The sequence below is a fragment of the Nocardioides ginsengisegetis genome (assembly GCF_014138045.1).
Taxonomy (GTDB): Bacteria; Actinomycetota; Actinomycetes; order Propionibacteriales; family Nocardioidaceae; genus Nocardioides; species Nocardioides ginsengisegetis.
The window spans coordinates 3824652-3837883 of sequence record NZ_JACGXA010000001.1 but is presented as its reverse complement, the minus strand read 5'-3'; the positions used below and the strand labels follow the sequence as shown (position 1 = coordinate 3837883).

General features: G+C 71.7%; 11 protein-coding genes. 6 read left to right on the top strand and 5 right to left on the bottom strand.

All coding sequences use genetic code 11. The annotated features are described in order from the left end of the window. Positions 1–34: 34 nt before the first annotated feature. Positions 35–646 carry an ACT domain-containing protein gene (locus FB382_RS18580; RefSeq protein ID WP_182541144.1) on the top strand — a complete coding sequence of 204 codons (612 nt, stop codon included), beginning with the start codon at positions 35–37 and terminating at the stop codon, positions 644–646. A 22-nt stretch (positions 647–668) separates the two neighbouring features. On the opposite strand, the gene FB382_RS18575 is transcribed toward FB382_RS18580, so the two are convergent. Beyond that, positions 669–1106 carry a nitroreductase family deazaflavin-dependent oxidoreductase gene (locus FB382_RS18575; protein ID WP_182541143.1) on the bottom strand — a complete coding sequence of 146 codons (438 nt, stop codon included), beginning with the start codon at positions 1104–1106 and terminating at the stop codon, positions 669–671. A gap of 56 nt (positions 1107–1162) precedes the next feature. Between FB382_RS18575 and FB382_RS18570 the strand changes: the two genes are divergently transcribed. From FB382_RS18570 to FB382_RS18555, 4 genes are all read left to right on the top strand, one after another. Then, positions 1163–2080, top strand: coding sequence for a 1,4-dihydroxy-2-naphthoyl-CoA synthase (locus FB382_RS18570; RefSeq protein ID WP_182541142.1), 918 nt, complete (start codon positions 1163–1165; stop codon positions 2078–2080). Between the two features lie 15 nt (positions 2081–2095). Then, a complete protein-coding gene (locus tag FB382_RS18565) occupies positions 2096–2620 on the top strand; it encodes a DUF4333 domain-containing protein (RefSeq protein ID WP_182541141.1) in 525 nt (174 codons plus the stop codon). Continuing rightward, complete coding sequence (locus FB382_RS18560; RefSeq protein WP_182541625.1) at positions 2617–3306, top strand: NAD-dependent deacylase; 690 nt, start codon at positions 2617–2619, stop codon at positions 3304–3306. The genes FB382_RS18565 and FB382_RS18560 overlap by 4 nt, the downstream gene beginning before the upstream one ends. Before the next feature lie 87 nt (positions 3307–3393). Continuing rightward, positions 3394–4596, top strand: coding sequence for an IS30 family transposase (locus FB382_RS18555; protein ID WP_220481207.1), 1203 nt, complete (start codon positions 3394–3396; stop codon positions 4594–4596). 47 nt (positions 4597–4643) lie between these two features. Here the strand turns inward: FB382_RS18555 and FB382_RS18550 are convergent, their stop codons facing one another. Continuing rightward, on the bottom strand, positions 4644–5402 hold the full coding sequence (locus tag FB382_RS18550; protein WP_182541140.1) for a WHG domain-containing protein: 759 nt from the start codon (positions 5400–5402) through the stop codon (positions 4644–4646). Positions 5403–5505: 103 nt separating this feature from the next. On the opposite strand from FB382_RS18550, the gene FB382_RS18545 reads away from it, so the two are divergent. Further along, positions 5506–7701: an MMPL family transporter gene (locus tag FB382_RS18545; RefSeq protein WP_182541139.1), complete on the top strand. Its 2196-nt coding sequence runs from the start codon at positions 5506–5508 to the stop codon at positions 7699–7701. On the opposite strand, the gene FB382_RS18540 is transcribed toward FB382_RS18545, so the two are convergent. Genes FB382_RS18540 through treY form a run of 3 tightly spaced genes read right to left on the bottom strand, consistent with a single transcriptional unit; the run spans position 7679 to position 13222 of the window. After that, complete coding sequence (locus FB382_RS18540) at positions 7679–9187, bottom strand: FAD-binding protein (RefSeq protein WP_182541138.1); 1509 nt, start codon at positions 9185–9187, stop codon at positions 7679–7681. The two genes, FB382_RS18545 and FB382_RS18540, sit on opposite strands and share 23 nt — an antisense overlap. 7 nt (positions 9188–9194) lie before the next feature. Then, positions 9195–10937 carry a malto-oligosyltrehalose trehalohydrolase gene (gene treZ, locus FB382_RS18535; protein WP_182541137.1) on the bottom strand — a complete coding sequence of 581 codons (1743 nt, stop codon included), beginning with the start codon at positions 10935–10937 and terminating at the stop codon, positions 9195–9197. After that, complete coding sequence (gene treY / locus FB382_RS18530) at positions 10934–13222, bottom strand: malto-oligosyltrehalose synthase (protein WP_182541136.1); 2289 nt, start codon at positions 13220–13222, stop codon at positions 10934–10936. Before treY ends, treZ begins: the two co-directional genes overlap by 4 nt. Positions 13223–13232 lie beyond the last annotated feature (10 nt).

The following is a 13232-nucleotide window of genomic DNA, read 5'->3' as shown; positions in this document are numbered from 1 at the left end:
GGCTAGGGTCGAGCCAACCGATCTTGGAGTAGACATGCCGTTCCTGCTGCGCGTGGAGCTTCCCGACGTCCCCGGGTCCCTGGGACGGGTGGCGAGCGCCATCGGTGAGGCCGGGGGCGACATCGAGGCCATCGAGATCGTCGAGAAGCGCCACGACGACGGCACGGCCGTCGACGACGTGCTGCTCGAGATCGCGCCGGGGTCGATGCCCGACTCGATCGTGTCGGTCTGCAACGCCCTCGACGGCGTGCAGGTGCTGTGGATCAGCCGGTACGCCGCCGGCGGCAACCTCTTCCTCGACCTCGAGGCCGTGGAGGAGCTGACGACCGATCCCGCCGCCGCGCTCGACCGGCTCGTCGGCCTGCTGCCCGTGACCTTCCGCGCCGACTGGGCCGCCCGGGTGCACCGCGGCGGCAAGGTGCTCGGCCGCACCGAGGCCGCCCCCGAGGACCTCGACTTCGTCGACGTCGACGGGGCCGAGCGGATCAACCTCGAGGACGAGGTCAACATCTACTGCGGTGCCCGACTCGACCAGGACGAGGTCGTGGTCATCGGCCGGCGCGGCGGTCCGGAGTTCCTCGACTCCGAGCTCGCCCGGCTGGCCCACCTGGTCGGGCTCGCCGCCTCGATCGCCCGCAACGCCTGACGCGTCCCGGATTCGCCGACCGTCAGTCGGTGCGCTCGAGCAGGAAGACCGGGATCTCGCGGTCGGTCTTCTGCTGGTACTCCCCGTAGGTCGGCCAGGTCGCCACGGCGTACTCCCACCAGTCGGCGCGCTCGTCACCCTCGACGATCCGGGCCTTGTAGGTGTGCTTCTCCGCGCCGTCCTGGAGGTCGACCTCCGGGTTGGCCAGGAAGTTGAAGTACCACTCCGGGTGCTCCGGCGCGCCGCCCTTCGACGCGATCGCGACGTAGGTGCCGTCGCGCTCCACGCGCATGACGGGGTTCTTGCGCAGGTTGCCGGACTTCGCGCCGACCGAGGTGATCACCACGACGGGGAAGCCGCGGAGGAAGCGGCCCTTCTCGCCGTCGGTCGCCTCGTACTCGGCCACGTTGTCGCGGACCCACTCGGTCTTGCTGGGGACATAGGTGCCTGTCAGTGCCATGCCTCCGACAACACCGTGCGTGAGACGGGGATTCCACGGGCACTAGGTTCTTCACCATGAGTGCGATCGACGGAGTCTCCGAGATCTTCGATGCCGACGCGTGGGAGGTCGTGCCGGGGTTCGAGGACCTGACCGACCTGACCTACCACCGCGCCAAGGCGCACGGGACCGTCCGGATCGCCTTCGACCGCCCCGACATCCTCAACGCCTTCCGGCCGCACACGGTCGACGAGCTGCTCCGCGTCCTCGAGCACGCGCGCATCTCCAGCGACGTCGGCTGCGTGCTGCTGACCGGCAACGGTCCGAGCGACAAGAACGGCAAGTGGGCGTTCTGCACCGGCGGCGACCAGCGGATCCGCGGCCGCGCCGGCTACCAGTACGCCGAGGGCGAGACCGCCGACACCGTGGACAAGGCCAAGCTCGGCCGGCTGCACATCCTGGAGTGCCAGCGGCTGATCCGGTTCATGCCCAAGGTCGTGATCTGCCTGGTCAACGGCTGGGCGGCCGGCGGCGGCCACAGCCTGCACGTCGTGTGCGACCTGACGCTGGCCAGCCGCGAGCACGCGCGCTTCAAGCAGACCGACGCCGATGTGGGCTCCTTCGACGGCGGCTTCGGGTCGGCGTACCTCGCCCGCCAGGTAGGGCAGAAGTTCGCGCGCGAGATCTTCTTCCTCGGCGACGAGTACTCCGCCGAGGACGCCTTCCGGATGGGCGCGGTCAACAAGGTGGTCGACCACGCCGACCTCGAGCGCGAGGCGCTGGAGTGGGGCCGCAAGATCAACGGAAAGTCCCCGACCGCCCAGCGGATGCTGAAGTATTCGTTCAACCTGATCGACGACGGGCTGGTGGGGCAGCAGCTCTTCGCGGGTGAGACCACCCGGCTCGCCTACATGACCGACGAGGCCACCGAGGGACGTGACCAGTTCCTCGAGAAGCGCGAGCCCGACTGGTCCCCGTTCCCCTGGTACTACTGAGGAGCCGTTCGCCCCATGAAGATCCCCGCTCTGAGGCTGGCCGCCGTGACCGTCTGCCTCTTCGCCGCCACCGCCTGCAACGCCGACGTCTCGGTCGGCGGCACCAAGCCGATCTCGCAGGCGGACCTGGAGAAGCAGCTCACCTCCATGTACACCCCGGACGACCCGACGGCCACCATCTCCACCTCCTGCGACGGCGACCTCGACGCGAAGGTCGACGCCACCCAGAACTGCCACCTCGACGTCGGCAAGGAGAAGGCCGACGTACGCGTCACCGTCACCGCGATCGACGGGGGTGAGGCGAAGTTCGACGTCCTGTCCTACGTGCCCGCCGAGACGGTCGCGGCGACCGTCCAGAAGTCGCTGACCGACCAGGGCTACCAAGTCGATTCCATCGCCTGCGACGACGAGCTGATCGGCAAGGTGGGCGAGAAGACCACGTGTACGGCGAAGCCGGCCGACGGCGACGGCAAGATCGAGGCCACGGTGTCCAGCGTCGACGGGCTGATGGTCAACTTCGACTACAAGGTCGTCAGCTGAGAATCGTCGTCCTGACCGGTGCCGGCATCTCCGCCGAGAGCGGGGTGCCGACCTTCCGCGACGCCGACGGGCTGTGGGAGGGGCACCGGGTCGAGGACGTCGCGACGCCCGAGGCGTACGACCACCAGCCGATGGTGGTGCAGCGGTTCTACGACGCCCGCCGGGCCGCCCTGGCCGCCGTCGAGCCCAACCCCGCGCACGCCGCGCTGGCCCGGCTCGAGGGCCACCTCGGCGACGACTTCCTGCTCGTCACCCAGAACATCGACGACCTGCACGAGCGGGCCGGCTCGACGCGAGTGACCCACATGCACGGCGAGCTCCTCTCTGCGCTGTGCCGCGCGTGCGGCGGGCGCAGCCCGTGGGCCGACGACCTCGCCGACCTGCCCCCGTGCCCGCGCTGCGGCGTCACCGAGCTGCGCCCCGACGTGGTGTGGTTCGGAGAGATCCCCTACGCCATGGACGCGATCCAGGTGGCCCTCGCCTCCGCCGACCTGTTCGTCTCGATCGGCACCTCGGGCGCGGTCTACCCGGCCGCCGGCTTCGTCCAGCTCGCCACGGCGTACGGCGCCCGCACCCTCGAGCTCAACCTGCAGCCCAGCGAGGGCACCCACCACTTCGCCGAGTCCCGCCACGGCCGGGCGGGGGAGCTGGTGCCGGCCTGGGTGGACGAGCTGCTGGGGTCGTAGGTCGGGATAGTCCGGCACGTTTCTGTTGTGGAGAACGACTTGGGCTCAAGGGGTGGATGCAACACCACGGCTTGAGGGGTGTTGCAGATGGGCCGTCCGGGATATTGCCGCGAGGTCCGGTCACGGTTCTGGGATGGGATCCGGGCCGGCCTGCTGATCGGGGAGGCCGCGCGAGCCGCCGGTGTGTCGGTCAACTGCGGGCAGGCATGGTTCCGTGAGCGTGGCGGGGTGTGTCCCTCACGCCAAGAGCCCGGGTCTGTTCGCCCCCGGTTGACGCTGGAGCAACGCGAGGACATTGCCGCCTTCTGGTCGGAGGGGATGTCCAAGGCTGAGATCGCCCGCGAGGTCGGTGTGCATCGCTCGACCATCGGGCGGGAGCTGGCAGCCGGCAGCACCTACTTTCCCGACCGGCGGCCCAAGTACCGTGCCACGGTCGCGCAGGCCGCGGCGGACCGGCGAGCGAGTCGACCCAAGACCACGAAGCTGGCCGGCAACCCTGCCCTGGCCGCGGAGGTGGCTCGTCGGTTGGAGGAGGAGCACAGCCCCGAGCAGATCGCGGCACGGCTGAAGATCGACTTCCCCGACGATGAGGACATGCAGGTGAGCCACGAGCCGATCTACCAGGCGCTGTTCGTCCAGGGACGCGGCGAACTGCGCCGGGACCTGCACAAACGGCTACGCACCGGCCGGGTGTTGCGCAAGCCACGTCGACCGGTCGGGCAACGCGGGGGCAGCAAGATCCCGGACATGGTCAACATCAGCGAGCGTCCGCCCGAGGTCGAGGACCGAGCCGTGCCCGGCCACTGGGAGGGCGACCTGATCGTGGGGGCCAGCTCCCGGTCCGCGATCGGGACCCTGGTGGAGCGCGCCACCGGGTTCACCATGCTGCTGCACCTGCCGGAGAACCACGGCGCAGACACCGTCGCCGCTGCGATGATCGAGGCGATGAGCCGGCTGCCCGAGACGCTGCGGCAGACCCTGACCTGGGACCAGGGCCGCGAGATGGCCAGCCACGTCCGGATCGCCGCCGCCACCGACCTGGAGATCTACTTCTGCGACCCGCACTCGCCCTGGCAACGCGGCACCAACGAGAACACCAACGGGCTGCTGCGCCAGTACTTCCCCAAGGGCGCCGACCTCTCCCTCTTCGGCCCCGACTACCTCGAGCACGTGGCCCGAAAACTGAACAGCCGACCCCGCAAGCGACTCGGGTTCAAGACCCCCGCCGAAGCTCTCGACGAACTACTCTCACAACCCACAGATCCGCACGCTGTTGCATCCACCGGTTGAATTCGCCCGACCATCGACAACAGAAACGTGCCGGACTATCGCTCCATTCAGCCCGCCAGCCGCTCCCGCAGCAACGCCTCGAGCCGCCCCCAGTCGTCGGCGAGGGCCACGCGCTGGCAGAAGGCGTGGACGGTGTCGATGAACATCTCGCCGCTGGTGATCACGCGCGGGTCCATGTGGCCGAAGACCTCGAGGGTCACGACGCCGTAGAGCATCGTCCAGCCCTGCATGTAGACCCAGACCAGGCCGCGGTCGGCGGGCGCGATCTTCTCGACCTTGGCGGGGATGAGGGGGTCGCGGACCGCCTCGGCGACGGCGGGGGGCAGCTCGTCGAGGCTGGGGATGGGGAAGCCGCGGTGCTCCCACAGGTCGTGCATCAGGTCGGTGAAGAAGTGACCGGAGCTGGAGGCGGTGAGCAGCTCGCGGCGCAGGCACGAGGAGTCGGCGATCGGGTTGGCGAAGCACAGCGAGAACTCCCGCGCGTTGGCCAGCGCCCACGCCCGGAACTCCACCGACGCGCAGATCAGCCTGGCGGCCGGGTCGTCCGCGGGCGCCGTGGCCGCCGCGGCGACGAGCCGCTCGGTGGCCGCCTTGTCGATCTCGAAGGCGACCAGGTCGACGAGCTCCTGATAGCTCGCGACGTAGCGGTAGAGCGCGGGGGCCGTCATCCCCATCCGGCCGGCGACGGCGCGCAGCGACAGCTCCGCACCCTCGCCGAGGAGCTCCCGCGACGCGCGGACGATCTCCTCGAACGTCGCCTCGCGCTGGCGTTCGCGGCGGGTGGGTTCCTGCGTGCCTGCGGCCACTGGCTGCCTCCTGGTCCCGGCCCGATCCCGGCCCCGAGCGGCGGGATCTTTACTTGACGCGGGAAGTTTACACCGTTTACGGTTTACACCGTTCACTTTCCTGATGTGTGTTCACGAGGAGGCCGCGATGATCGAGCGGTGGGGGGCCTTCGTGGCCCGACGTGCGGTGGCCGTGCTGCTGGCCGGCATCGTCCTGGCGCTGGCCGCGGGGGCCTACGGCCTGGGCGTCTTCGACTCCCTGTCCCAGGGCGGCTTCGACGACAGCAGCTCGGAGTCGGCGCGCGAGCTCGCCGCCGAGCAGGACGCCTTCGGCAACAAGTCCGTCGACGTGGTCGCGATCTACAGCGACGACACCCTCACCGCCTCTGACCCGCAGTTCCGGGCGGCGGTGAAGCAGGTCGTCGCGAGCATCCCGGCCGGCACCACCGCCTCGGTCGTGCCCTACTACGCCGCCCACGACCCGAGCATGGTCAGCGCCGACGGCCACGCGGCCCAGATCGTCATCTCCCTCGCCGGCAGCAGCCAGTCCGACTACCTCGACAACTACGACCGGCTCGAGCCAGCGCTCGAGGCCGACGGCCTCACCACCCACGTGGCCGGCGCGTTCGCGGTGTACGGCGACGTCAACAAGATCACCTCGGAGGACCTCGCCCGCGCCGAGGAGATCTCGCTGCCGATCGTGGTGGTCCTGGCGCTGCTGATCTTCGGCAGCCTCGTCGCCGCGTCGATGCCGGCCCTCGTCGGGGCGCTCGCCGTGGTCGGCGCGCTCGCGCTGGTCCGGGTGATCACGCTGTTCACCGACGTCTCGATCTTCTCGGTCAACGTCATCTCGCTGCTGGGCATGGGCCTGGCCATCGACTACGCGCTCTTCGTGATCAGCCGCTTCCGCGAGGAGCTCGCGAAGCTCCCGGCCGACGACCCCCAGGCCGCCGCCACCGCGATCCGGCGCACGATGACCACGGCCGGCCGCACGGTGCTCTTCTCGGGCCTGACGGTCGCCGCGGCCCTGTCGAGCCTGCTGATCTTCCCCCAGAACTTCCTCCGCTCCATGGGGTACGGCGGCATCGCGGCTGTCGTCATCGCCATGCTCGCGGCCCTGACGGTGCTCCCGGCGGTGCTGCGCCTGCTCGGCCGTCGGGTGGACGGCGGACGCCTCCCGTGGCGCCGGCACCGCGCCGTCTCGGTCGGCGACGACCACGGTTGGTGGGCCCGCCTCGCCCACGGCGTGATGCGTCGCCCGGTGCTCGTGATCGTCGCGACGGTCGCGGTGCTGCTCGCGGTCGCCTCGCCGTTCCTGGGCGCCAAGTGGGGCAGCGTCGACTACCGCGTCCTGCCCTCCGACGCCCCGGCCCACGTCGCGGCCACCAAGCTCAACGCCGACTTCGGCCCCGAGATGTCGACCGCGAGCCTGCTGCTGCGGGGGACCTCGCAGGCCGACGTCGCGGCGTACGTCGACCAGGTCGAGGCGCTGCCCGGCGTCGCCGGCGTGCAGGCGGTCGACCAGCAGGGCGACACCACGCTGCTGCGGGCGGCGTGGCGCGGCAACAGCCAGACCGAGGCCTCGCAGGAGCTGATCCAGCAGGTCCGCGGGATCGACCCCGCGAGCGGCAGCGTCCTCGTCGGGGGCCAGACCGCCAACACCGTCGACCTGGTCGACTCCGTCGGCGCGCACCTGTCGTGGATGGGCCTGATCGTGCTCGTGGTCATGCTGGTGCTGCTGTTCATGGCGTTCGGGTCGCTGGTGCTCCCGGTCAAGGCGGTCGTGATGAACCTGTTCTCGATCACCGCGTCGTTCGGCGTCGTGACCTGGATCTTCCAGAACGGTCACCTGTCCGGGCTGCTGGGCTTCACCTCGATGGGCTTCCTCGACGCGACCAACCCGATCCTGATGCTGGCCATCCTGTTCGGCCTGTCGATGGACTACGAGGTCTTCCTGCTCTCCCGCGTCCGCGAGCAGTACGACCGCACCGGCGACAACGACCTCGCGGTGGCCACCGGCGTGCAGAAGACCGGCCGGATCATCACCAGTGCCGCGCTGCTGCTGGCCGTCGTGATCGGTGCCTTCGGGCTCTCCGGGATCATCTTCATGAAGATGATCGGCATCGGGATGCTGGTCGCCCTCGTGATCGACGCGACCGTCGTCCGCGCCCTGCTCGTGCCCGCGACCATGAAGCTCCTCGGCCGCTGGAACTGGTGGGCGCCCGCGCCGATGCTGCGCTGGTGGGAGCGCTATGGCTTCCGCGAGACCGAGGGCGAACCCCTGCCCGAGCCGGTCCTCAGTAGTCCTGCAGCTGGGTGAAGAACCGGTCCGGGTCGTAGGTCTCGCGCACCGACCGAAGTCGGGGTGCGTTGGCGCCGAAGTACGCCGACGACGGGTCCTCGATCGCCGCGTCGGCGTAGTTCACGTAGGCGTGCCGGCCCCACCAGGGCGACATCGTCGAGCGGAAGCCGCGCACGTAGTCGTCGGCGGTCGCCGGGGGGCCGTGGGTGTACGTCGCGGTGTACTGCACGGTCGCCAGCGCCTCGCGGTGCACGAAGGCCGTCGCGTCGGGTGCGAGGTCGCGGACCCGACCGCCGAGGGCGTCGATCGAGATGCCGGCCTCCAGCAGCCCGGTCGCGGCGGCGTCTTCGACCTGTCCGACCAGCGCCGCGATGCCCGCGTCGGGGAGCGGGTCGTAGGCCACGTGGGACGTCGCCCCGAACGCCTCGCGGGTCGAGTCGTCACCCCCGTAGGCCCGCATCGCGTCGCGGTAGGCCCGCCGGTGGTCCACGCGTACGCCGGGGGCGGGGACGTGGTCGAGGAGGCCGGCGAGCTGCGCGGCGAAGGCGTTCGCCGGCCCGGTCCAGGTGGCCGAGACCAGCAGCACCGGGCCGTCGGGGTGCTCCGTCCCGCCCAGCGCCTTGATGGTCGACCACAGCCGCGGGTCGGCCCCGGGCGCCCACGCCTGCCAGGCGGGTAGCACCTCCGGGGCCGCCGACAGCGGCCATTGCAGGAAGGCTGAGCCGACGTCGGGGGCCGCCGAGGTACGCATCTCGAACGACGTGACCACGCCCAGGTGGCCGCCGCCCCCGCCGCGCAGCGCCCAGAACAGGTCCGGGTCGTCGTCCGCGGTGACCCGGCGGATGCGCCCGTCGGCAGTGACCACCTCCATCGCGGTCACCGCGTCGCAGGTCAGGCCGAGACCGCGCGTGAGGACCCCGACCCCGCCGCCGAGGGTCAGCCCCGCGACGCCGACCGTGGCGCAGGAGCCGCCGGCGATCGCGCGGTCGCGGCTGCCGAGGGTGTCGTAGACCGGAGCGAGGGTGGCGCCGGCGCCGATCGTGGCGGTGCCGTCGGCGGCCAGGTCGACGGTCGAGAGCGCGCGGCAGTCGAGCACCAGCGCTCGTGGTGACCCGCCGCCCGACCAGCCGGGATAGCTGTGCCCGCCCGACCGGATCGCCACCGGCAGCCCGCGCTGCCGCGCAAACCCGATCGCGGTCGCCACGTCGCGCGCCGAGGCCACCGTCAGCACGGCGAGCGGCCGCTGGTCGTCGTAGCGCGGGTTCTGCAGCAGCCGCGCCACGTCGTACGCCGGCTCCCGCGGCAGCAGCAGCCGGCCCTCGACCGAGCGGGCCAGCCGCGCCCAGGTCGGTGGCGTGGGGACCGGCGTGGTGGTGGGCGTCGTGGTCGGCCCGGCCGAGGGGGACGCACCTGGCGACTCGCTCCGGCAGGACGTGACCAGTCCAGCGGCCCCGGCGGCGAGCACACCGCGGCGGGTCCAGGCGGTACCGCCGGAGGAGGTCACCCGATGATCATGGCGCGCCGACCAAGGCGCCGGCGTGCGGCGCGAGCGAGAGGACGGCGTCGGTCAGCGTGACGTCGGGTCCGGTGGCGAAGAGCAGGGTGTCGTCGAGCCCGACCTCGACCGTGACGGGTGCGTCGGCGAAGTTGACCACCATCGTGCTGGGGCCGCGTCGCATCGTGAACAGGTGCAGCACCTCGTCGGCGCTGCACCGGACCGACCCGAAGGCCGGGTCGGTGAGCTCCGGGCGGGTCCGGCGCAGCGCGGCGAGCCGGCGGTAGGCCGCCAGCAGGCGGGTGCCGCGCGCCCCGTCCACCTCGGACCAGTCCAGCCGCGACCGCTCGAACGTCGCCGGGTCCTGCGGGTCGGGCACGACGGCCGGGTCCCAGCCCATCCGCTCGAACTCCGTGATCCGTCCCTCGGCGGTCGCCCGGCCGAGCTCCGGCTCGGGGTGGGAGGTGAAGAACTGGAACGGCGCGGACGCGCCCCACTCCTCGCCCTGGAAGAGCATCGGGGTGAAGGGGCCCGCGAGGGTCAGCAGGGCGGCGCAGCCGAGCTGGTGGTCGTCCAGCTTCGCGGTGAGCCGGTCGCCGACGGCCCGGTTGCCGATCTGGTCGTGGTTCTGGCTGCACACCACCAAGCGCCACGTCGGCATCGCCACGGTGTCGATCGGCACGCCGTGGGCGCGGCCGCGGAAGGACGACCAGATCCCGTCGTGGAAGAAGCCCCGCTCGCAGACCTTGGCCAAGGCGGCGAGCGGCTCGAAGTCCGCGTAGTAGCCGTCGGTCTCCCCGGTCAGCGCCACGTGCACGGCGTGGTGGAAGTCGTCGCTCCACTGCGCGTCGAGGCCGTAGCCGCGCGCCTCGCGTGGCGTGACCAGCAGGGGGTCGTTGAGGTCGGACTCCGCGATCAGCGTCAACGGCCGGCGCTGGTGGGCGGACAGGGCCGCCACCTCGACCGCCATCTCCTCGAGCAGGTGGACCGGCGAGGCATCGGCCAGCGCGTGCACGGCGTCGAGCCGCAGCCCGTCCACGTGGAAGTCGGACAGCCACATCGCCACGTTGTCGAGGATGAAGCGACGCACCTCGGCGGAGTCCTCGCCGTCGAGGTTGACCAGGTCGCCCCACGTGTTGGCCCCGGCCTTGAGGTAGGGCGCGAAGAGCGGCAGGTAGTTGCCCGACGGCCCGAGGTGGTTGAAGACGACGTCCTGGATCACGCCGATCCCGGCCGCGTGACACCCGTCGACGAAGCGCTGGTAGCCGTCCGGACCGCCGTAGCCCTCGTGGACGGCGAACCAGCCGACCCCGTCGTAGCCCCAGTTGTGGCTGCCGTTGAAGGCGTTGACGGGCATCAGCTCGACGAAGTCCACGCCGATCGAGCGCAGGTGGTCGAGCCGGGTCAGGGCGGCGTCGAAGGTGCCCTCGGGGGTGAACGTCCCGACGTGCAGCTCGTAGATGACCGACCCCGCCAGCTGGCGTCCGGTCCAGTCGCCATCTGTCCAGGTGAACGTCTTGGCGTCGTGGGTTCGCGAGCGTTCGTGGACGCCCGCCGGCTGACGCCGCGACCGCGGGTCGGGTCGGGGCGTGTCCTCCTCGTCGATCAGGTAGCCGTAGTCGACCTCCCCCTCCGGCACGGGGCCGACCGGCGTCCACCAGTCATCGGAACCACGTGCCATCTCGACGGTCGCATCGCGCACCGACAGTCGCAGGCGTGCGGGCCGCGGGGCCCAGATGTCGAAGCGGCCGCGGGTCATGCGTCCTCCCGGACGAGCAGGGCGACCGGGTGGGTCGCCAGGATGTCGTCGAGCCGGTCCGAGACGGTGCGGCCGGTGATCACGTCGGTCCACACGCCCTCGGGGAGGGCCAGCGTGGTCGAGCCCCAGCCCCCGCGCTCGGCGAGCCCCACGGGCAGCCGGGTCGCCACGGTGACGGCCCCGCCCCGGTCGAAGGCCAGGACGTGGTCGGCGGCCGGCCCGGTCGCGGCGATCCCGGCGTACGTCGTGAACAGCTCGGGCCGGTCGCGCCGCAGTGCGAGGGCCCGGTGGGTGACCAGCAGCTTGGCGAGCCCGTCGTCGTCGACGGAGTCGGTGAGCCGGCCCGACGATGCCCGCGCGAGCGCCGAGGCCCGCAGGTCGAAGTCGACCGGCCGCCGGTTGTCGGGGTCGACCAGGCTCTGCTCCCACAGCTCGGAGCCCTGGTAGACGTCGGGCACGCCGGGCATCGTGATCGACACCAGCTTGGCCGCGAGCGCGTTGCTCCAGCCCGGCCACGCCAGCAGCTCGACCAGCCCGGCGAGGACGGTCGCCACCGCCGGCGAGTCGAAGGCCGCGTCGACCGCCGCGTGCACGGCCGCCTCGTAGTCGTCGTCGGGCTCGGTCCAGGTGGTCCGGTCGCCGGCCTCGCGCATCGCCTTCTCGGCGTACGCGTGGAGCCGCGAGCGGTAGTCCGGGTGCGGCGACGCGGGCCACGCGCCGACGATCGCCTGCCACAGCAGCGACCCGAAGCCCGGGTCGGGCAGCGGGACGAGCTCCAGCAGCCGGTCGAGCGCGGTCGCCCACTCCTCGGGCAGCTCCGCGAGTGCGGTGATCCGGGCGCGGACGTCCTCGCCGCGCTTGGTGTCGTGGGTCGAGAGCGTGGTCATCGCGGCCGGCCACGACGCCTGCCGGTCCACCATCGCCGCGTGGAAGCCGTCGACGTCGAGCGCGAAGACGCTCGGGTCGCCGCCGACCTCGTTGAGCGACGTCAGCCGCGACCAGCGGTAGAACGCGCAGTCCTCGACGCCCTTGGCCATCACCATCCCGCTGGTCTGCTGGAAGCGCTTGGCCGCGGCCAGGTCGGGGTCGGACAGCCACGGGAGCAGGACGTCGAACGTCTCGTCCAGGTCGGGGCGGTGCGACCGGGCGAGGGCGAAGGCCTCGTCGAGGTGGTGGCGCCCCTCGGGGAGGTAGGAGCGGTAGACCGGGAAGCAGGCGAGCAGCTCGCCGACCGCGTCCTCGGCCCGGTGGGCCGGGACGAGCGGCAGGTGCCGGCGCAGGTCGCGCACGATCCGCTTCACCTCGGAGTGCAGGATCCCGTCGGCCACCTCGCGCTTGGTCGCGTGGATCATCGCGGGCCAGTCGACGGCGTCGCCGCGCAGTCGCGTCTCCAGCGCGTCGAGCGGCGCCTCGCCCGCGGGGTCGGTGAGCACGCGGTCGACGTGCGCGAGGGCGTCGTACCCGGTGGTGCCGGAGGTCGCCCACGAGGCCGGCAGGGCCTCGCCGGGCTCCAGGATCTTCTCGACCAGGACGTAGGCGCCGCCGGTGAGGTCGGCCAGGTCGTCGAGGTAGCCCTGCGGGTCGCGCAGCCCGTCGGGGTGGTCGACCCGCAGTCCGTCGACGAGCCCCTCGTCGAACCAGCGCCGGATCTCGCGGTGCGTCTCCTCGAAGACGGCCGGGTCCTCGACGCGCACGGCCGCGAGGGTGTTGACCGCGAAGAACCGGCGGTAGTTGAGGTTGTCGTCGGCCTCGTGCCAGTTGACGAGGCGGTAGTGCTGCTCGTCGTGGGTGGTCGTGCCGGGCGCGAGCGGGAAGCGCTGGTCGTGGTACCTGACCTCGCCGTCCGCCACGACGATCGCGTCCTCGTCACCGTCGCCGACCACCGGGATCTGGATCTTCCCGTCGCCGACCGTCCAGTCGATGTCGAAGGCCGACGCGTGCTCGGAGTCCTGGCCGTGCTGGAGCAGGTCCCACCACCACGCGTCGGCAGCCGGGGTCGCCACGCCGACGTGGTTGGGCACGATGTCGACGAGCACGCCCATGCCGAGCTCGCGCGCCGCCGCCGACAGGGCAGCGAGCCCCTCGGCCCCGCCGCGCGACTCGTCGATGTGGTCGTGGGCGACCACGTCGTAGCCGTGCTGGCTGCCGGGCTCAGCGGCGAGCAGCGGCGACAGGTAGACCCAGTCGGCCCCGAGGTCGCGCAGGTAGGGCAACCGGGAGGCCGCCGCGAACAGGTCGAAGTCGGCCGTGATCTGGAGTCGGTAGGTGCTCGTCGGTGTCCGCATGCGCTTGCCG

Bases quoted from the DNA above. Each gene is read 5' to 3' on its own strand.
- FB382_RS18555 (WP_220481207.1), top strand. From the start codon at position 3,394: ATGGGCCGTCCGGGATATTGCCGCGAGGTCCGGTCACGGTTCTGGGAT.
- treY (WP_182541136.1), bottom strand. From the start codon at position 13,222: ATGCGGACACCGACGAGCACCTACCGACTCCAGATCACGGCCGACTTC.
- FB382_RS18545 (WP_182541139.1), top strand. From the start codon at position 5,506: ATGTGTGTTCACGAGGAGGCCGCGATGATCGAGCGGTGGGGGGCCTTC.
- FB382_RS18570 (WP_182541142.1), top strand. From the start codon at position 1,163: ATGAGTGCGATCGACGGAGTCTCCGAGATCTTCGATGCCGACGCGTGG.
- FB382_RS18580 (WP_182541144.1), top strand. From the start codon at position 35: ATGCCGTTCCTGCTGCGCGTGGAGCTTCCCGACGTCCCCGGGTCCCTG.
- FB382_RS18575 (WP_182541143.1), bottom strand. From the start codon at position 1,106: ATGGCACTGACAGGCACCTATGTCCCCAGCAAGACCGAGTGGGTCCGC.
- FB382_RS18565 (WP_182541141.1), top strand. From the start codon at position 2,096: ATGAAGATCCCCGCTCTGAGGCTGGCCGCCGTGACCGTCTGCCTCTTC.
- treZ (WP_182541137.1), bottom strand. From the start codon at position 10,937: ATGACCCGCGGCCGCTTCGACATCTGGGCCCCGCGGCCCGCACGCCTG.